This is a genomic window from Pseudomonas sp. Bout1 (assembly GCF_034314165.1).
GTDB lineage: Bacteria > Pseudomonadota > Gammaproteobacteria > Pseudomonadales > Pseudomonadaceae > Aquipseudomonas.
Genome location: NZ_JAVIWK010000001.1, coordinates 3,091,111 through 3,109,496 on the forward strand (window position 1 = coordinate 3,091,111; position 18,386 = coordinate 3,109,496).

Consider the following 18,386-nt stretch of genomic DNA (forward strand, 5'->3'; position numbering starts at 1 on the left):
TTGCCTCTTATCAAAATTGATAGGTACTCGGAGTACGAAAGAATGAGTAATAACACCAAAAAAACCTCTCCGTCGGTTGCCACCTTGGCTTCCGAAACACTTCGGAGTTCAAGTTCTTCCGCGATACAAAAACAGTTGGCTGCTTCAGCGATGGCTCAAGCGTCCACTGGTAAGCAAACCGGAGCTGAAATGGAGGCGAAGGCTAGCCACGTTTTGGAGAGCGATAAGTACAGCGCCACGACCAAAACCTTAGCAGGCTCGGTGCTTGCGCAATCGAACAAAGAGCGAGGTAACTGATAATGGCTCAATATTTTGTTAATAGAAATGCACAGGCGAATGGTGATCATGAGGTGCACGCCAATACCTGCATCTATCTTCCTTTGCCCGCGAATCGTCTAGATCTTGGTCTGCATCTGTCATGCGCATCGGCGGTAGCACAAGCGAAACTGACGTACCGGCAATCTAACGGCTGCCGGACGTGCTCATATCCGTGCCACACCCAGTGAGATATTGGAGATTGTGGCTAGTTGATTGAGTTATAGAACTGGCCGAGTGACTTACCCCGCTCCCGTATAGCCGAGAGTGGGGTATGTATGAGCTTGTAAGAGCCTTATTAAACCCCACCCACCAACTTCCCCCTCCAACCGACGCTTATACGCACTGTCCCGACTCGCCAACCAGAAATACAACGGCGACGTCACCACCAACCCCACCAACCAGGACAAGTCCGCCCCATTGATGTGTGCCGAAATCGGCCCGACATACAGCGGCGTATTCATAAACGGAATCTGCACCACAATCCCCACCGCATACGCCAACAGCGCCTGAGGGTTGTACCGACCGTAGATCCCGCCATCCACCCGGAAGATCGAACCGATGTCGTACTTGCCCTTGTGGATCGCATAGAAGTCGATCAGGTTGATCGCCGTCCACGGCACCAATACCACCAGCAGCACCAACACCATGTCCACGAAGTGCCCGATAAAATCCTTCGAGGCAAACACCGCCGCAATCGAACACGCCGCCAGTACCAGTACCGAGATCACGGCGCGCGCCTTGGCGGTCGGGATCCAGCGGTAGGCGAAGGTTTGTACCAGAGTGATCAACGACAGTACTGCGCCATACAGGTTAAGCGCGTTATGGCTGATTACGCTGAGCAGGAACAGCAACAGCATCAGCGGCCCAATGGAGCCGGTCGCGAGCTTGACCGCGTCCATGGTGTCCATGCCAACCGGCGTTGCAAGTGCCGCCACTGCACCAAAGATGAACGCCAGGCTGGAACCCAGCACGGTGCCCAGGTAAGTCGTCCAGAACGTCGACGCAACAGGCACATCCGCTGGCAGGTAACGCGAGTAGTCCGAAACATACGGCGCAAATGCGATTTGCCACAGCGCCGCCAGCGACACGGTCGCCAACCAGCCGGAGATGTTGAAGTTACCGCGCGTCAGGAAGTCGGCTGTCTGCACGTGGGTGAAGATGTAGCCGAAACCCAGCACGATGCCCGCGCCCAGCACCCAGGTACCGATGCGGTTGAGCACGTGGATGAAGCGGTAACCGATGATGCCGATGATCCCCGAGCCAATGGCACCAATAACGATGCCCACCGGCACCGGGATGGCGTCGACCACGCCGTGCAGGGATTTGCCCGCCAGTACGATGTTGGAAGCAAAGAAGCCGATGTACATCACGCCGGCGATCACCACCACCAGCAGTGCGCCGAGGGAGCCGAACTGGGCGCGGCTCTGGATCATTTGCGGGATGCCCATTTGCGGGCCCTGGGCCGAGTGCAGCGCCATCAGCACGCCGCCGACGAGGTGGCCGACGAGGATGGCGATGATGCCCCACACCAGGTTCAAGCCGAACAGTTGCACGGCCAGCGCGCCGGTGACGATGGGTAACGGCGCGATGTTGCCACCGAACCACAGGGTGAACAGGTCTCTTACCTTTCCGTGGCGATCTTCCGGGGGCACGTATCCAATCGTGTGTTTTTCGATAAGCGGGGCGGAGGATGTTGCAGTGGTAACCATGACGAGCTCCAAGGCAAGGTGAGTACGTTGACGTACTTCGCTGGGCGGCGCGTGTGCGTCGCTTTTGTTGTTGGAGTGATCATGTGCAATGGTCACGGGGAGGTAAATTAGTAAGTTTGTTGCTATAGACCTTAAAAATAATATCTCGCGGTGTTTTTTGCTCCGGTATGTTGCATGCAGTTGAATCATCAAAAAAAGCGGCTTTTCTTGCACTTGTTTGGGGCGAAATCCCACATTTTTGGAGGTCCCGATGGCTGCCTATAATCTGCGCCAACTCAAATATTTTGTAACCACTGCCGAGTGCGGCAGCGTGGCAGAGGCTTCGCGCAAGCTCTATATCGCGCAACCGTCGGTGTCGACGGCCATCAAGCAGTTGGAAGACAGCTTTGGTGTGCAACTGTTTATCCGCCATCACGCCCAAGGCGTGTCGTTGACCCCCAGTGGTGCGCGGTTTTATCGCAAGGCGCTTGAGCTGCTGCGGGTGGCTCATGAATTTGAGCAGAACGCCCTGGCGGACAATGACGTGGTGGCGGGGCAGATCGATATCGGTTGTTTCGAGACGGTGGCGCCGCTGTATCTGCCGCGTTTGATTGCCGGGTTCAAGCAGCGCTGGCCGGGGGTGGAAATCCGCCTGCGCGATGGCGAGCAGCAGGAACTGGTGCAGGCGCTGACGGCCGGCAGTATCGATGTGGCGATGCTGTTTGAGCACGACTTGGGAAGCGCTATCGAGACCACGCCGCTGATGCCGCCGCAGCAACCGTATGCGTTGCTGCCGGCGGATCACCGGTTTGCGCAGCAGGCCAAGGTATCGCTGACGGACCTGGTGCTGGAGCCGATGATTCTGCTGGACGTGCTGCCGAGCCGGACGTACTTCGTGAGTATTTTTGAGGAGCGAGGGCTGACGCCGAATATTGTCTTCAGTTCGCCATCGATCGAGATGGTGCGCGGGATGGTGGGGCGCGGGTTTGGCTTTTCGATTCTGGTGACCAAGCCGTTTTCCGAATATACCTATGACGGCCAGAAGCTGGTGTGCGTGCCGCTGGCGGAGACGGTGACGGGCTCGGGGTTGTCGGCGGTGTGGTTGCGGCGGGCACCCCTGACCAAGCCGGTGCAGTTGTTTGTGGAGTATTGCCGGGAAGAGCTGGCGCGGTTGCTGGGGTAAAACACAGAGCAAAAAATGTGGGAGCCGGGCTTGCCCGCGATGGCAGTGTGTCAGCCAGCAAATAGGCCAACTGATCCACCGCCATCGCGGGCAAGCCCGGCTCCCACAGTTGATTTGTACTGCTTGGGGAATCAGGTACGGATCGAGAGCAACATCCGCTGCAGCATTTCATCGCAACCCTTCAGTTGCGCAACGCTCACAAACTCATCCGGCTTATGCCCTTGGTCCATGCTCCCCGGCCCGCACACCACGGTCGGAATGCCCGCCGCGTCAAACAACCCACCCTCAGTCCCGAACGCCACGGTGCCAAATTCCCGCGAGCCGCAAAACGCCGCAATCAGCTCCGCGGCCTGGCTACGCTGATCGGTGGCCAACCCTGGATACGCCGACAATTCAGTAAAGCGAATCGCACTCTGCCGGCTCACCGCCTGCATCCGCGGCAACACCTGCTGCAGCGCATAGGCTTGCAGCTCCTCAGCCACTTCGCCCGGGTCCATCGACGGCAGCGCGCGCACTTCAAAGTCAAAGCGGCAATCCGCCGGGACGATATTCAGCGCCTTGCCTCCGGAAATTACCCCGGTTTGCACGGTGCTAAACGGTGGGTCAAAGCGCTCGTCCTGAGTGGCCTTGAGACGCTGGCTAATTCGCCCCAGCTCCCCAATCAACTCAGCCGCATACTCAATCGCATTCACCCCCGAAGGCGCATACGCCGAGTGACAGGCCTCGCCATGCACATCACACCGCATCGCCAGCTTGCCCTTGTGGCCCAGCACCGGCTTCAACCCGGTGGGCTCGCCGATAATGCACAGCAGCGGTTTCACCGGCCATTGCTCCAGCACCTTGAGCAACGAACGCACCCCAAGGCAGCCGACTTCCTCATCGTAGGACAGCGCGATGTGCACCGGCATCCGCAAGTCTGCGTTCACCAGCGACGGCACCAACGCCAGCACGCAGGCGATATAGCCCTTCATGTCCGCCGTGCCGCGGCCGTACAACTTGCCGTCGCGCTCGGTCAGCGCAAACGCCGGTAGCGTCCACGGTTGCCCGTCCACCGGCACCACATCGGTGTGCCCCGACAGCACAATCCCCGGCACAGTCGCCGGACCAATGGTGGCGAACAGATTGGCCTTGCTGCGCTCATCGTTGTAGATCAGCTCGCTGGCGACCCCGAAACCCGCCAGGTAGTCGCGCACACACTCGATCAGTTGCAGGTTGGACTCGCGGCTGGTGGTGTCGAAAGCCACCAGCGTCTGCAGCCATTCGCGGCTGGTGTTCATCGCTCGTCTCCGGCCACGCCGTAGCCTGGAGAACGGTCCGGGGCCAGGGCGCGGTCGATGTAGTCCTGCACTTGCGGGCGATAGGCATCCCACAATTTTTGCAGTTCGCCAATCGGGTTTTCGTCGGCCCAATCCACCCGCAGGTTGATGATCGGCCAGGTCAGTTCACCCACCACCACCACCGCGGCCGAATGCACCGGGCCGGCTTCGCCACCGGCTGCGATGGCGGCGTGCATGGCGGCGAGCAAGCGATCGGTGAGTTGGCCTTCGCCCTGTTCGAAAGCGTTGACCATCGCCTGGATAACCACGCGGTCGGCGAGCATATTGCCGGCGGCGACGCACTGTTCGCCCGACACCGCGTTATGGGTGCCGAGGGTTTCACTGCCGCTGAAATGCACGGTGCGCCCCAGATGATCAATCGCCGTCAGTTGCCGGTATTGGCTGTAGCCGTTACGGGTCAGGGCCTTGTCTACGGCGTCGGCAGGCGTAAGGCCTTGCTCCAGCAGGTCGAGCACGTCCGGGCCCAGGGCCGGCAGGGTGATGTTCTGGGTCGAGACCGCACCCACACCGGGCCGCAGCCATGGGCAACGGGCGCCCACGGCGATGCTGGATGAGCTGATGGCAATGCCCATCTGGCCGGTGTCCGCGCAACGGGCGACGATTGAAAAGGTCATGTGCGGCTCCTTATTCGGGGATGACGGCGATCACATCAATTTCCATCAGCCATTGTGGCTGGCCCAGGGCCGAAACCACCAGCCCCGTGGAGATCGGGAACACGCCCTTGAGCCACTTGCCGACCTCCTGGTACACCGGCTCGCGGTAGCGCGGGTCGATCAGGTAGGTAGTGGTCTTGACGATGTGGCTCAGGTCGCTGCCGGCTTCTTCCAGCAGTTGCTTGACGTTTTTCATCGCCTGTTCGGCTTGCGCGCGCGGGTCGCCGAGGCCCACCAGTTGGCCGTCGAAATCGGTGCCCACCTGGCCTCGCACATACACCGTGTTGCCGGCGCGTACGGCCTGGCACAGGTCATTGTCCAGGCTCTGGTTAGGGTAGGTTTCCTTGGTGTTGAACATGCGGATGCGAGTGTGAGTAGGCATCAAAAAAACTCCAGAAAAAAGGGATCAGGCGCTGACAGGTGAGGTGTGAACAACCGGTGCGGCTTCGCGGTACTCAAGGTATTGGCGCTGGATGGCGATATGGTCGGCCACGTACTTGGCGTCATGCCACACGCCCCAGATAAACGACGAGCCCCGGCGCGACTGCCATGGCAAACCGAGGAAGTAGATGCCCGACTCGCTGGCCACGCCGCGCTGATGTTGGGGCTTGCCGGCAGCGTCGAACGCATCGACTTTCAGCCAGCTGTAATCCACGGCGAAACCGGTTGCCCAGATGATTGAAGTGATACCGGCCTTGGCCAGGTCCAACTCAAGCAATGGGTTTTTGATGCACTCGGCATCGGGAAACACGCGGCGCGCTTCGGGCTCTACCGGCAGGTCGAGGCCGTTGCGCTCGATATAGGCGTCCGCCGCGTCCAGCAGGGCCAGGTAGTTCTCATCGCCGCGAGCCAGGTTTTCCACCAGGTTGGGTTGGAAGCGGGCGACGCTGGCGGTGAAGGATTGGGTCAGGCCGACCAGGGTCATGCCTTGCTGGGCCAGCTCACGGAAGTCGATGGTCTTGCCGCCGTGGGCGCCGCTCACCGCAATGGTCACGTGCTCGCGACCGGGTTTCATCGCGGCCTGGTCCCACTCACCCAGCACCCCCAGCCACCAGCAGAAATCGCGGTTGCGATAGGCACGCGGTGGGCGGTCGTGGGCGCCGACCGACAGGTACACCTGGCGACCGGAGCGCTGCAGTTCATCGGCGATCTGCACCCCGGAGGAACCTGCACCCACTACCAGCACAGCGCCTGCGGGCAGTTGCGCGGGGTTACGGTAGTCGGCGGAGTGGATCTGGTGCAGTGCGGTGTCTTGAGGCGCAATTGCCGGAATCACCGGCTTCTGGAACGGCCCGGTCGCTGCCACCACGCGGTTGGCTTCGATCACGCCTTCGCTGGTGTGGATGGTAAAGCCTGGGCGACCGACGTTGCGCACTACGGAGGTGACGTCCACGCCGGTGCGGATCGGCGCATTGAACTTGCGCGCATAGGCTTCGAAGTAGTCCGCCACACGCTCTTTTGGTGCAAAGCCATCGGGGGCGACGTTATCGAAGGCAAGGCCGGGAAACCGGTCATGCCAGGCCGGGCCGTTGGCGACCAGCGAGTCCCAGCGCCCGGTGCGCCAGCGCTCGGCGATACGGCTGCGCTCCAGCACCAGGTGCGGCACGCCGTGTTTGCTCAGGTGCTCGCTCATGGCGACGCCAGCCTGGCCGGCTCCTACCACCAGCGTGTCTGTTTTTGTTATTGCTTGAGTCATGTGTCTGTCCTTGCGTAATGCAGTTGGATTCAGCTTGGGCATGGCTTCAAGGCTAGGGGGAGGGCGGTTTTTAATAAAATATTATTAAGCTGGGAAGTGAGCATAAATAACTGATGCAGAGCGGTGCCGGCGGCCGGATGTACTGGTAGGCTGCCAATCCGGCCCAACACACCCTCAGGTTCAAGCCCATGCCTACCCTTCGCATCATGACCCTCGACGACTACGACGCCGTCACCGACCTAATGCGCAACACTCCCGGCATCTCCCTGCGCGACGCCGACTCCCGCGAGGCCACTGCGCGTTACCTTGCGCGCAATCCGGGCATGAGTTTCGTCGCCGAGGTGGACGGGGTACTGGCGGGTTGCGTGATGTGTGGGCACGATGGCCGGCGCGGCTATTTGCAGCACTTGCTGGTGCTGCCTGCGTATCGGCGCCAGGGTATTGCGAACGTGCTGGTCGAGCGCTGCCTCAACAGCCTTGCGCAATTGGGCATCCGCAAATGCCACCTGGATGTATTCAAGACCAACGACAGCGCCGCCCGCTATTGGCAGGGTCAGGGCTGGCAGTTGAGGACCGATATTGATCGTTATTCGTTTACCCGACCGGGTGACGAGAACGCCTGAAGTCCATGGAGGGACAGATGTTCGAGATACGACGCGCCACGCTGGAGGATGCACAGACCGCCTTCGATATTCGCCTGTTGGCCATACGCAGCCAATGCATTGGGGCCTACACATCGGAGCAAATGATGCGGTGGACGCGAGGCGCTGCCGAGGACGGCTATGACGCGTTGATGGACAAGCATTTTTACCTGGGATGTATCGACGGTGAGCCGGTGGCTACCGGCATGTTGGACCTTGCGAACAACGAAGTCGGCGCGTTGTTTGTGCTGCCTGGATTTATCGGGCGCGGGTTTGGTCAGCAGATGTTGGCGTATCTGGAAGCGTTGGCACAGGAGTTGGGGATCGAGGAGTTGATCCTGGACGCGACGTTGAATGCGGCGGATTTTTACCGGCGGTGTGGGTATGAGGGCAGTGAACCGGCGATCTACCATTCGCCATCGGGGTTGCAGCTGGCCTGTATTCCTATGCGCAAACGCTTCCACATTTTTCCCTGACGCCCCAGAAACCTCTGGTGAGGGAGCGTCCTGTGGCGAGGGAGCTTGCTCCCGCTGGGCTGCGAAGCGGCCCCAAAAAGGTCAGCGAGTTCTTTCAGTCAGATTGCATTAGCCCTAGTGGGGGCTGCTACGCAGCCCAGCGGGAGCAAGCTCCCTCGCCACAGGTTATGTGTTGTCTTGGGTATTGAGTGCCATGCGCAAACGCCTGATTGCCTCGCTCACCGAAGGTCCTTGAACCGACGGCGGGGCGGGGCTTTCACCAAACTCCCGCCAGATAAAAAGCGTCAGCTCGGCACCGTCGGTAGCCTTCTGCTGCGTGCCGAAACTTTCCAGAACCCGATAGCGCTCATCCTGCCAAAACAATGCTTCAACCCATCCATAAACCGGAATGAAATGAAAATGCAACGGGAACCCAGGCATATGCCCGAACCGGCTGATGTAAAGCCACTTGGGTTTCAGTTGCGCTTCCATCACTCGCTGGGTTTTGGCCAGCAACCCGCCCAACTCCGCGAGCGCCGCCTCGGGCATGTCCGCCAGTGAGTGAATAGGCGCCTTGGCACCCAGCATCAGGTAGCCCGGCAGCGCGGATGACTGGTGATGATTGAGTCGCCAGTGCTCGGTCTCATGAAGCACAAATGCCGGGTCGATCTTCATCAGTGGTTTCCATGTGGGTAGAGCGCAAGGTTAACAGCCCCCGGTTTGTGTATCCCACAAATGCAGATGATCTGTGTCTATCACCTCGGCCAGCGGGTGGTTATGGTCCACCTGCGTACTTTCTTGACTGAGGCTCCAATGGACCTGACCGCAATCCCTTTTGGTACCACTGATTGGTCGAAGATTGAACCCGTGCTGCACCCCGGCGAAACCGGCAGTGCGTATTGGCGCACCTGCCAGTTCGGTTCAACCCGCGTGCGCAGGGTCGAATACAGCGCCGGTTATCTCGCCGATCACTGGTGTTGGCGCGGGCATATCCTGCTGTGCCTGGAAGGCGAGTTGCACACCGAGCTGGAAGATGGCCGCCAGTTCACGCTGACGGCCGGGATGAGTTATCAGGTGGGCAATGACATGGAAGGGCATCGGTCATCGACCCGCCTTGGAGCAACGTTATTTGTCGTGGATTGACGCTCCATCGGCCTTCAACCTTTGCGATAAACCCCCGCCAATTCCCGCGCCAACCCAATGAAGTTCTGCAACGGCGCCGACGGATTGAACGCGCGCCGTACCAGTGTGATCGGCGCCAGCAGCCTCGGCCTGGCGTCGCTGATCCGGCAATACACCACGCTTTCGCGATGCACATCGCGCATCGACGCCGGCACCACCGAGATGCCCTCACCGGCAGCCACCAGGCTGACGTTGGTCAGCATGCGCTCCACTTCAAAGGCAATCTTCGGCTCGAAGCCGGCGTTTTGGCAGGCCTTGATCAGGTTGGCGTACATGCCCGGCGCGCCGGGGCGGCGGACCAGGATGAAGCGTTCGTCCTTGAGGTCGGCCATGGTGATTTTTGGCTCGCGCCCCTTGAGCAGCGGGTGCCCGACGGGCAGGGTCAGCAGCATTTCTTCGTTGAGCAGGCGGTGGAAGGTCAGGCTCTGGTGGTCGCTGACCGGGGCGCGGACGATGCCGATGTCGATGCGTTTTTCGAGGGCGTCTTCGGTGACTTCCCGGGCGCTGCCTTCGTTGATCGAGAGTTCCACGCCCGGGTATTGCTCGCGGTAGGCGCGGATGATGCGCGGGATCAGCGGGTGGGCAGCGGCGGAGCTGGTGAAGGCGATGACCAGCGTGCCTTCGATGCCCTGGGCGGCACGCGCCGCCTTGAGGGAACCTTGTTCCACGCGGGCGAGGATGGTCCGCGCTTCATCGAGAAACACCAGGCCGCCGGCGGTCAGGTCGACGCCCTTGGGGTGGCGCTTGAACAGGTCGAACCCCAGCTCTTGTTCCAGGGCACGGATCTGTTGGCTCAGAGGTGGTTGTTGCATGTTCAGGCGGGCGGCGGCGCGGGTGAAATGTCGTTCTTCGGCCACCATGATGAAATAACGTAAATGGCGAAGTTCCATGGTGGTATATCCCGTGACAAGACTTTATTATTTGTGGCCTGAATGCGCCTTGGCGACCAATATGCCGAAAGTGGCCTGGTACGACAATAACAATAAATAAAAAATACCACGGAGCATTATGCCAACCCGATTCGCCAATAACGCCACGCTGCCTATTTTGATTGCCATTGCACTTGGCATGGTGGTGGGGCTGTTTTACCCGGGCATTGCGGTCGAGATGAAACTGCTCAGTGACGCCTTTATAAAAGTGGTCGGGTTACTGATGCCGTTTCTGTTATTTGTGCTGGTGTCAACCGGTGTCGCGGGTATCAAGCGCGCGCCCCACCATCGGCATGTAGTGGGTCGGATCGTGATGTATTTCCAGCTGATGTCGCTGGCCGCTTTGCTGTTGGGGATGGCGACGGGGTTGCTGTTCAACCTGGATCATACCGCGGTGGCCAATCTGTATTTTGACCGTCTGGCACCTCCGGTCGCGCCGCAAGCACTGCTGCATGAACTGTCCATGACGTCTGTTTCGTCCAGTCTTTACAGGGTTTTCACCCAAAGCCTGGTGCTGCAGGTGATGCTGCTGGCGGTATTGTGCGGGCTGGTGCTGGGGCGCGGCGGCAAGGTCGGTAGTCGCTGCCTTGGCTGGCTGGAGAGGGCGGTCGCCGGGTTGTTCTGGCTACTGCGGGTTGTCTTGAAGTTCGCACCGCTGGCGGCTTTTGGTGCGATGGCATTTGTGGTGGGAAAGTACGGTGTAAGTTCTGTATTGCCGCTGTTTAAGTTTATTGTTGTCGTTTATCTGGCGTGCGCGGCTTTCGTGATTTTAGTGTTCGCTACGCTTACGCGCCTGCTCGGCGTTACATTGACTCGGCTCATTGTGTACTTGAAAGAAGAGTTATTGTTGGTGACGTTCACCGGTTCTTCAGTGGCCGCACTTCCTGGTTGTGTCAGCAAACTTGAGGCGCTGGGTTGTGATCGTCAACTAGTGCGCTTGGTGCTGACCACCGGCTACACCTTCAACTTGAGTGGCACCAATATCTACCTGACCACCGCGATCATGTTCCTGGCGCACCTGGCCGGGGTGGAAATTGCCGTGCCTGAGTTGCTGGCGGTGCTGGTGATCTGCCTGTTCACCTCGCTCGGGTCCACCAGTGTGGCGGGCTCGGCGCTGTTTACCTTGATTGCCACCTTGAACATTTTGCAACTGGTGCCGCTGGAAGGGGTGGGTTTGCTGTTGGGGGTGGAGCGGTTGATGAAGTGCCGGTCGTTGACCAATGTGCTGGGCAACTGCGTGGCATGCCTGGCGATTTGCGGGTGGCAGAAGTCGATTGACCATGAGGTGTTGAAGCGGGAACTGAGTCACTGAGCCGAACACAATCCTCAGGTAAAAGCAGATCAAATGTGGGAGCTGGCTTGCCTGCGATAACGGTATGTCAGTCGATAAATCTGTTGTCTGACACTCCGCTATCGCGGGCAAGCCCGCCCCCACATTCAGCTTGCATTTCAGCCCTTGGCGTTCAGCAACTTGTCGAAGGCCTTGTCCAGGTTGCCTTCGGCACCTTTCAACTTCTCACGACGCTCCTTCAACCAGCTCTGGTCCGCGTCGAGTGTTTTACGTGCCTCCACCAACATCCGCTTGACCTCTTCCGGCTGCGGCCCACCCGTGCCTTTACGGGTCTTGACCATCGCGGTCGGCGACAGCGCCGCACGAAAGCCTGCCTCATCCAGGGGCAAGGTATTGGGCGTCCATTTGTATTTGTCCGCCGCCTGGGTGTACAGCTTTTGCGCGTCTGCATACGCGAAGGTCTTTGGCGTGGTGCCGTTGCTGCGCGCCTCGGTGACGATCAAAGAAGCGAAGCTGTGACCAATGCGGAACGGCACCTTGAACTGACGCTCCAGGGTGTCGGCCAGCTCCATGGACGTGGTCCATTCCGACTCCAGTTCATCCAGCGCACGCTGCGGGTTGATTTGCAGCGCATCCAGCACGGCGTCCATGCTTTTGAACATCTCATCGGTGGATTGGAACAAGCCCAACGAATCAAACGCGAACTTGTAGTCGGTCATGCCGGTGGTGACGTTATGCGCGCGCAGGGTCACGGTCTGCGCCAGGCCGACCACGTCGGAGGCTGATTCGCGGGTGCGCATCAACAACCCCGGGTTGCGCTTTTGCGGCATCGCGCTGCTGGTGTAGGTGGACTCTTCGTCCAGCAGCAGCCAAGGGCGGATCTGATGGTACTGGGTATGGATATCGCCGATCATCGCGCCGATGCGGATCGCCGAAGACGCCGCCAGGTTGGCCGCCTCGATTGGAATGTCATAGGTCGACACCTGGCTGGAATCCAGGGAGTTCTCCCGCACGCCATCAAACCCCAGCAACTCGGCCAGGCGTTCGCGATTAAGCGGGTAGGCGGAGTTCGCCAGCACCGCGGTGCCCATCGGGCTCTGGTTGAGGCGGGTGTAAAGTTCGCGGATCCGCTGGCCGTCGCGATCAAATGCGGCTTCGAACGCCAGCAGGTAATGCGCGTAGCTGATGGGCATGGCCTGCACGCCGTTGGTATAGGCGGGCACCAGGGTGTCGATGTTTTTGTCGGCGATGTTCAGGATACGTTGGCGGGTGGCGTTCAGCGCGTCGCTATAGGCCAATACCTGCGAGCGCAGCTTGGCCAGGCGGTAGGTGGCGAGCATGTCCTGGCGGCTGCGGCCGGAGTGGATCAGGGACGCTTCAGGACCGATCTTGTCGGTCATGATTTTTTCCAGTTGCAGCACGTCTTCCGGGCGTTTGCCGTCGGGCTGGTCGGCCTGGTCGATGGCAAAGCGTACGCCGCCGGCGATCTTGTGGCCCATGTCCGGCTTGACGATGCCTTCTTCGGTGAGCATCACGATCGAGGCTTTGTTGATGCGGTTCAACCAGGCGAACTGGGTTTGGGTCGGGTCGCCCTTGGCCTTGTGGGCCGTTTGCGAAGAGCCCGGTGTGGCGCCGACTTTGGCGGCCTGGGCCGCGCACTCTTCGGTGGTTTTGCAGGGCAGCGCACCAGTGTCGGCGGCATAGGCACCGTAACTGCTGAACAGCGCAAGGGCGACGGCCAGGTGCATCAGGCTTTTTTTGGTATTCATGTGCAACGCTCCGGAAAAAATCACAGCAAGGGCAGGGTGTAGCTGACGATAAAGCGGTTCTGGTCGATATCGCTGCCGCTGCCATTGCTGCGATACGTGCCATTGCGCCATTTCACTTCAAGGTTCTTCAGGGCGCCGCTCTGGAACACGTAGCCGATATCGGTGTTGCGCTCCCACTCGGTGCCTTCCACGCCTTTGCTGCGCTCGAAGTTGTCGCCCTTGAGGTAGCGGGTCATGAAGGTCAGGCCGGGAATGCCGAGGGCGGCGAAGTTATAGTCGTAGCGAGCCTGCCAGGACTTTTCCTCGGGGTTGGCGAAGTCCGGCGAGATCATCACGTAGTTCACCAGGTAGGAGTCGGTACCCTCCAGGGACGGGAAACCGGTGAGGCCTTTCATGCGCTGGTAGGCGGCGCCGAACGAGTGGCCGCTGATGCTGTACGTGAACTTGGCGCCGAAGGCCTGGTTATCGACGTTGCTGTTGCCTTCCTTGCTGGAGTCGGCATAGCGCAGGTCGGTCTTGAAGGACTGGGCATCACCCAATGAAAGCGTGTGGAGCACGTTGAAAATATGCTGCTTATAGTTGTTCTCAAGGTTCGCGTAGTGATAGCCGGTGACCAGGGTTTTGGTCCAGCTGTAACTGGCGCTGGCGAAGTCGAATTTATCGCTTGGGACCGCGCCTTTTATGCCTTTGCCGGAGGCTTGGATATCGTCGTGACTGCTGTCATTACGCAGGGTGTTACTGGTCAGGCGCCCGGCGTCGAAAGTCAGCCCGTCGATATCCTGGCTGGTCAGTTGGGTGCCGCGAAAGGTCTGGGGCAGCAGCCTGCCGTCGTTGGGCAGTACCGTGGGCAGTTTGGGGATCAGCGTGCCGATTTTAAGCACGCTCTTGGAAATCCGCGCTTTGGCGGTGGCGCCTATCCGGCTGTAGCTGTCCGGGGCGCCGTCCTCGCCCACGGGGAGCAGGCCAGTGTTTTGCCGGTCGGGGCTGGAGTCCAGTTTCAGGCCTTGCAGGCCCATGGCATCGAGGCCAAATCCAACCAGCCCTTCGGTGTAACCCGATTGGTAATTGAGTATCAGCCCTTGAGCCCACTCATCACGCTTGGACTGCTTGGCGTTGTCCTGGCGGAAATCGCTGTTGAAGTAGAAGTTGCGAAATTCGAGGTCGGCCTTGCTGTCCTTGAAAAAGTCAGCTTCGGCAAAGGTTGGGAAGGCGAGGGTCAAACCGAGGGTGGCCGAGGTCAGGCCCAGGGTAATGGGGGATTTGTTCATTGTTATTCCCGTTGTCTGCTGCTTATTTTTAGAATTATCTGGCCGGACGGCGACAGGGAGACGCGTCCGGCATGCGCAGGCTAACGAGTTGGTTTGCAGATTGAAAATATATAGAAAGTGTTGAGGTGAGACGAAAAAAGTATGAAGGGGATGTGCCCGATTTATCAGGCACTGAAGGGCAAATGTGGGAGCGGGGTCCCACATTTTGATCGGCGTTTTAGTGCATCTTGCTGTGATCCATCGGCTCCATTGCGTTCAACGCACGGGCCTGGGCCTTCACTTCAATCGACTGCTTTTCACCCTTGGCGTTTTCCACGGTAACGGTCAGCGGCACCTGGTCGCCTTCCTTGATCTGCGCAGTGAGGTCGATCAGCATCACGTGGTAACCGTCCGGGTCGAGCTTGACGGCCTTGCCGGCGGGCAACGGAACCGAGTCCACCGGGCCCATGCGCATCACATCGTCCTTCATGGTCATTTCATGGATCTGCACGGTCTTGGCGATTGGCGAGGCCACACTGAGCAGTCTGCTGTCGGTGTCGGCGGTGACGGTCATGAAGGCGCCGCTGGACGGCTGGCCCGGTACCGAGGCGCGTACCCAGGCGTCGCTGACCACCGCCTGTGCACTGGCGTGCGCCGCGAGGCCCAGCAGGGAGAGACCGAGGGCGATACGCTTGAGGTGTTGAACGGCAGTCATTAGCAGACCTCCATGACGGTGAGCAGGTCTTCTGCGCACTCTTTGGCATTAAGCGAGGCGGACAGGCCCAGGCGCAGGGTGCCCCGGGTGTCAAACACAAAGCTGGTGGCGGTGTGGGAGAGCGTGTAGCTGTCGCCGGCGGGGATCTTTTCATAAAAAATCCCGAATTCCTTGGCGGCCACGGCGATTTCTTCCGGGGTGCCGTACAGCGCTTCGAAGCTGGGGTCGAAGGCCTTGACGTAGGCGTCGAGAATCTTGGGTGTGTCGCGTTCCGGGTCGAGGGTGATAAACACCACCTGCATGATCTTGCCGTCGCGGCCCATCAGTTTTTTCGCCTGGGCCATGCGCGCCAGTGTGGTCGGGCACACGGCCGGGCACTGGGTGAAGCCGAAGAACACCACGGGCATCAAGCCACGGAAGGAACTCAAGGTGACGGTTTCGCCGTCCGTGTTCTTGAGTTTGAAGGTACGGCCCATGATCTTGTCGCTCAGGTCCTTGCCGTACTTGAAGTTAAGTTTGGGGCTGTTGTCACAGCCAGCCAACATGCCAAGGCCGAGCAGGCCCATGCCGGTGAGGACTTTGCGGCGGGTGAATAACGTACTCATCAACTGTGCATCCTGTGAAGCGCCTGGGTACCACGAAGCGTTAAATCAGGCGAGGAGAGCGTGGCATTCTAACAACCCCGGCCTCTGCACGTAATCTGCGACGTTCTGTCACAGGCAAGGGCAGGCTTCATGAGGTTGGATATTCGGTGGTAAAGTCGCCGCCATGAAACTCTCCCGCCCGGACCGTTCACTCATTGCCTGGACCCTGTATTTTTGCGTCCTGTTCAATGTGTTCGTCTGCGGTTTGGGCCATGGGCAGATGATGGGCCTGGAGCTGAACGGCCTGGGCGGGCAGTTCTGCTCAAGCCTGGGCACCAAGGCGCCGGCCTCGGACGCAGGCCTTGGCAACCCGACAGCCAGCAGTTGGTCGAATTTCTTCGCGTGCCCGGTGTGCTCCGCCGTGACCCTGGGCATCGTGTTCCTGTTTTGCCTGGCTTGGCTGTTAGGGCTTGGGCAAAAGCCGCGCCCGGCCCATGAGCGTCGCAACAAGGCACCTCCACGGTACTCCTGGCCCTCGGCCAACCCTCGCGCTTCCCCTGCATCCTGACGTTTACCGTGGGCCTCCTGTTACCAGGCGGCGTTCTGTTGTCACGAGTGTGAGTGGTTTCCATGAGTTCTATCCTGCCTTCCGGCGCTGCCCGCCTGGTCAGCAAGGCGTCGCGCCGCCCGTCGCGCGGTGACGTGCTGTTGCCGTCTGTCGAATACCCAAGTAACGCCCGTTGTTTTGTCCACCTGGATGCACGGTTGCTGCCGTACTGGCACAGCTTGTTCGACATCTGCCCCGGTTTGCTCAAGCTCGACCCGCCAGAGGGCTTGAACCTGTTTCGCAGTTTCATGACGTGGGCGTATCGCAACCGTCCATCCCTGAACTGGACCTATCACGTAAGTGTGTGCCGTTGGTTGCTCGGTTCGGTGTATTGCGCGCAGATCGATGAAGAACCCATCGAGGCGTTCATGACGGCGGCAGCGGCCCGTTGGGTCAGCGATGACAGCAGCCAGGCCCGGGGCGTGGTCCTGGCCTGGCGAGGCTCGCCGCTGCAGGTGGTGGACTGGAAGCAGGGCAGTGGCGTGCCACTGCAAACGTTGCCGCCACTGCTGTGGGACTTCGGCTGGTGCGCGCTGGATAGCCAGGGGCGATTCAGCGGCTGGTTGCCGGTGCCTTGAGGTTCTGCTCAATCCACTGGGCGACGCTGGTCACGGCGATCTGCTGTTGCGCATTGAAGGTGATGGCGGGGTCCCAGGCCACGCCGTTGCCTTGGGCGAAGGCCACCCGGTATTTCATCAAATTGTCCAAGGGCGCAGCGGCCAGTTTGGTTTGCAGGTACGGCACCGGCCAGCGTTCGCGTTTTAGCCTGAGCCCCAGTTGCGCATCGACAGTATCTGCCAGCTCGCCATAGGTCAGCGTGTCGCCAGCGGTGTACACCACTTGATTGATGATCGGTGGCTCGCTGAACAGGATGCGCGCGGTCAGCAGGCCGATATCCTCTGGGGTGGTGACGGTGACGGCGGTGTCCCAATCCCCCAGTGCGTGCACGGTATTTTGCGCCAGGTCGACGACGCCGAATGAAGGTTCAAACAGAAAGCTGGTAAACATTCCGGTGGAGACGATCACCCATTGCGTGCCTTGCTGGCCCCGCAGCAAGTCGCGTACGTCAAGTTGCTCATCCCACACGTCCTGGGCCGAGCCTCGGCCAATCACGTCGTAGTCCACGCCGAACTGCCACGGCACATAGCGCTTCACGCCGCCTGCGATGGCGGCGCGGGTCAGTTTGCGCTGGGTGCCAATGCCGGCGGCAAAACCGATGCAACAGATTACGGTGTGATAGTCAGCGAACACCGCCGCCAGTTCGGCTTCGGAATCGTTGGCCAGGTCACCGGCCAACAGCTCAATGCCCAGTGCGCGCAGTTCGCTGGTTTCCTGCTGTTTGGCGGGGTCGGTCGAGTTCAGCGTGGCAGGGCGCAGCAACACGGTTACCGGCACATTCTGCGGTGCGGCAAGGCGTGACAATTGGCGCAGTACGGCCAGGCCCAACTCGCCGGCGCCCAGTACAAGGATCGAAGCAATCATAGGGTTCTCGGTTCAAGTGAAAGTCGTGCCATGCTTGCAGAATTGCCGACCGCGCATAAGAAGGCACACCAGTGATACCGGGAGTAGAAGGTGGATAACGACGAGATCATCAGGCGCTCACAAGCTGCCTGCGAAGCCCTCAGCGCTGATGACGACGGGCTCAAGCGCCAGGTGTTGACCCACGCCGGGAACCGTTGGTCGTTGGGCATCGTGCACCTGTTGGGCGTGAACGGGCGCCTGCGCCACGCCGAGATTGGCCGGCGCATGGAAGGCGTCACCCAGCGCATGCTCACACGCACCTTGCGCCAGTTGGAACGCGACGGCCTGGTGTTGCGCCATGACTTTCAGGAAGTGCCGCCCAAGGTTGAATACCAGCTGTCGGCGCTGGGCAAACAACTGCTGGTGCACATGATTCCACTGTGGACGTGGGTGGTGGAAAACGCCGATGAATTCAGGCGCTCCCGAGAGCATTTCGATACTGAGCAGGCGCCGTGATCAGGCTCTTGGCCGGCAGTCTGCCCGTGTGCTCGCGGATGTTGGTCTATTGAAAAGCCGTCAGATTGGCTAGGGCATTCGGTTTTTCGATTGAGTACTGTTGAGGTTTTTGAC

21 protein-coding genes are annotated in these 18,386 nt (G+C 59.9%); 9 read left to right on the plus strand and 12 right to left on the minus strand.

The features are described from left to right. The first annotated feature begins 42 nt into the window (after positions 1–42). Positions 43–297: a hypothetical protein gene (locus RGV33_RS14475; protein WP_322144837.1), complete on the plus strand. Its 255-nt coding sequence runs from the start codon at positions 43–45 to the stop codon at positions 295–297. Positions 298–557: 260 nt separating this feature from the next. Here RGV33_RS14475 and RGV33_RS14480 read toward each other — a convergent pair whose 3' ends face one another. Next, a complete protein-coding gene (locus RGV33_RS14480; RefSeq protein WP_322144838.1) occupies positions 558–2,027 on the minus strand; it encodes a purine-cytosine permease family protein in 1,470 nt (489 codons plus the stop codon). A 250-nt stretch (positions 2,028–2,277) separates the two neighbouring features. On the opposite strand from RGV33_RS14480, the gene RGV33_RS14485 reads away from it, so the two are divergent. Further along, positions 2,278–3,189 carry a LysR family transcriptional regulator gene (locus RGV33_RS14485; RefSeq protein WP_322144839.1) on the plus strand — a complete coding sequence of 304 codons (912 nt, stop codon included), beginning with the start codon at positions 2,278–2,280 and terminating at the stop codon, positions 3,187–3,189. A gap of 131 nt (positions 3,190–3,320) precedes the next feature. Here the strand turns inward: RGV33_RS14485 and argE are convergent, their stop codons facing one another. Genes argE through RGV33_RS14505 form a run of 4 tightly spaced genes read right to left on the minus strand, consistent with a single transcriptional unit; the run spans position 3,321 to position 6,917 of the window. Continuing rightward, positions 3,321–4,466 (minus strand): acetylornithine deacetylase, encoded by a 1,146-nt coding sequence (argE, locus tag RGV33_RS14490; RefSeq protein ID WP_322144840.1) that lies wholly within the window; start codon positions 4,464–4,466, stop codon positions 3,321–3,323. After that, on the minus strand, positions 4,463–5,140 hold the full coding sequence (locus RGV33_RS14495) for a DUF1028 domain-containing protein (RefSeq protein WP_322144841.1): 678 nt from the start codon (positions 5,138–5,140) through the stop codon (positions 4,463–4,465). Before RGV33_RS14495 ends, argE begins: the two co-directional genes overlap by 4 nt. A 10-nt stretch (positions 5,141–5,150) precedes the next feature. Beyond that, complete coding sequence (locus RGV33_RS14500; protein ID WP_154845177.1) at positions 5,151–5,561, minus strand: RidA family protein; 411 nt, start codon at positions 5,559–5,561, stop codon at positions 5,151–5,153. 24 nt (positions 5,562–5,585) lie between these two features. Then, positions 5,586–6,917 carry a flavin-containing monooxygenase gene (locus RGV33_RS14505; protein ID WP_416152072.1) on the minus strand — a complete coding sequence of 444 codons (1,332 nt, stop codon included), beginning with the start codon at positions 6,915–6,917 and terminating at the stop codon, positions 5,586–5,588. Between the two features lie 146 nt (positions 6,918–7,063). On the opposite strand from RGV33_RS14505, the gene RGV33_RS14510 reads away from it, so the two are divergent. Both RGV33_RS14510 and RGV33_RS14515 read left to right on the plus strand, forming a co-directional pair. Then, positions 7,064–7,498 (plus strand): GNAT family N-acetyltransferase, encoded by a 435-nt coding sequence (locus tag RGV33_RS14510; protein ID WP_322144843.1) that lies wholly within the window; start codon positions 7,064–7,066, stop codon positions 7,496–7,498. 17 nt (positions 7,499–7,515) lie between these two features. Further along, a complete protein-coding gene (locus tag RGV33_RS14515) occupies positions 7,516–7,992 on the plus strand; it encodes a GNAT family N-acetyltransferase (protein WP_322144844.1) in 477 nt (158 codons plus the stop codon). A gap of 165 nt (positions 7,993–8,157) precedes the next feature. On the opposite strand, the gene RGV33_RS14520 is transcribed toward RGV33_RS14515, so the two are convergent. After that, positions 8,158–8,646, minus strand: a complete 489-nt coding sequence (locus tag RGV33_RS14520) for an HIT family protein (protein WP_322144845.1) — start codon at positions 8,644–8,646, stop codon at positions 8,158–8,160. Between the two features lie 138 nt (positions 8,647–8,784). Here RGV33_RS14520 and RGV33_RS14525 point away from each other — a divergent pair, with 138 nt between their 5' ends. Then, complete coding sequence (locus RGV33_RS14525; protein WP_322144846.1) at positions 8,785–9,114, plus strand: DHCW motif cupin fold protein; 330 nt, start codon at positions 8,785–8,787, stop codon at positions 9,112–9,114. 14 nt (positions 9,115–9,128) lie between these two features. On the opposite strand, the gene RGV33_RS14530 is transcribed toward RGV33_RS14525, so the two are convergent. Beyond that, positions 9,129–10,043 carry a LysR family transcriptional regulator gene (locus RGV33_RS14530; protein WP_322144847.1) on the minus strand — a complete coding sequence of 305 codons (915 nt, stop codon included), beginning with the start codon at positions 10,041–10,043 and terminating at the stop codon, positions 9,129–9,131. A 118-nt stretch (positions 10,044–10,161) separates the two neighbouring features. Between RGV33_RS14530 and RGV33_RS14535 the strand changes: the two genes are divergently transcribed. After that, positions 10,162–11,394: a cation:dicarboxylate symporter family transporter gene (locus RGV33_RS14535; protein ID WP_322144848.1), complete on the plus strand. Its 1,233-nt coding sequence runs from the start codon at positions 10,162–10,164 to the stop codon at positions 11,392–11,394. A gap of 137 nt (positions 11,395–11,531) precedes the next feature. On the opposite strand, the gene RGV33_RS14540 is transcribed toward RGV33_RS14535, so the two are convergent. From RGV33_RS14540 to RGV33_RS14555, 4 genes are all read right to left on the minus strand, one after another. Continuing rightward, positions 11,532–13,142 carry an argininosuccinate lyase gene (locus tag RGV33_RS14540; RefSeq protein WP_322144849.1) on the minus strand — a complete coding sequence of 537 codons (1,611 nt, stop codon included), beginning with the start codon at positions 13,140–13,142 and terminating at the stop codon, positions 11,532–11,534. A gap of 20 nt (positions 13,143–13,162) precedes the next feature. Further along, positions 13,163–14,410, minus strand: a complete 1,248-nt coding sequence (locus RGV33_RS14545; protein ID WP_322144850.1) for an OprD family porin — start codon at positions 14,408–14,410, stop codon at positions 13,163–13,165. A gap of 217 nt (positions 14,411–14,627) precedes the next feature. Further along, entirely contained in the window at positions 14,628–15,104 is a 477-nt protein-coding gene (locus RGV33_RS14550) for a copper chaperone PCu(A)C (RefSeq protein ID WP_322144851.1), read from the minus strand. Beyond that, on the minus strand, positions 15,104–15,709 hold the full coding sequence (locus tag RGV33_RS14555) for an SCO family protein (RefSeq protein WP_322144852.1): 606 nt from the start codon (positions 15,707–15,709) through the stop codon (positions 15,104–15,106). The genes RGV33_RS14550 and RGV33_RS14555 overlap by 1 nt, the downstream gene beginning before the upstream one ends. Positions 15,710–15,872: 163 nt before the next feature. Here RGV33_RS14555 and RGV33_RS14560 point away from each other — a divergent pair, with 163 nt between their 5' ends. Together RGV33_RS14560 and RGV33_RS14565 are read left to right on the plus strand one after the other, a co-directional pair. Continuing rightward, a complete protein-coding gene (locus RGV33_RS14560) occupies positions 15,873–16,256 on the plus strand; it encodes a DUF2946 domain-containing protein (protein ID WP_322144853.1) in 384 nt (127 codons plus the stop codon). Positions 16,257–16,318: 62 nt separating this feature from the next. After that, positions 16,319–16,873 (plus strand): putative natural product biosynthesis protein, encoded by a 555-nt coding sequence (locus RGV33_RS14565; protein ID WP_322144854.1) that lies wholly within the window; start codon positions 16,319–16,321, stop codon positions 16,871–16,873. Here the strand turns inward: RGV33_RS14565 and RGV33_RS14570 are convergent. Beyond that, positions 16,848–17,777: an aromatic alcohol reductase gene (locus RGV33_RS14570; RefSeq protein ID WP_322144855.1), complete on the minus strand. Its 930-nt coding sequence runs from the start codon at positions 17,775–17,777 to the stop codon at positions 16,848–16,850. The two genes, RGV33_RS14565 and RGV33_RS14570, sit on opposite strands and share 26 nt — an antisense overlap. Positions 17,778–17,867: 90 nt before the next feature. On the opposite strand from RGV33_RS14570, the gene RGV33_RS14575 reads away from it, so the two are divergent. Then, positions 17,868–18,272, plus strand: a complete 405-nt coding sequence (locus tag RGV33_RS14575) for a helix-turn-helix domain-containing protein (RefSeq protein ID WP_322144856.1) — start codon at positions 17,868–17,870, stop codon at positions 18,270–18,272. Positions 18,273–18,386: the final 114 nt, after the last annotated feature.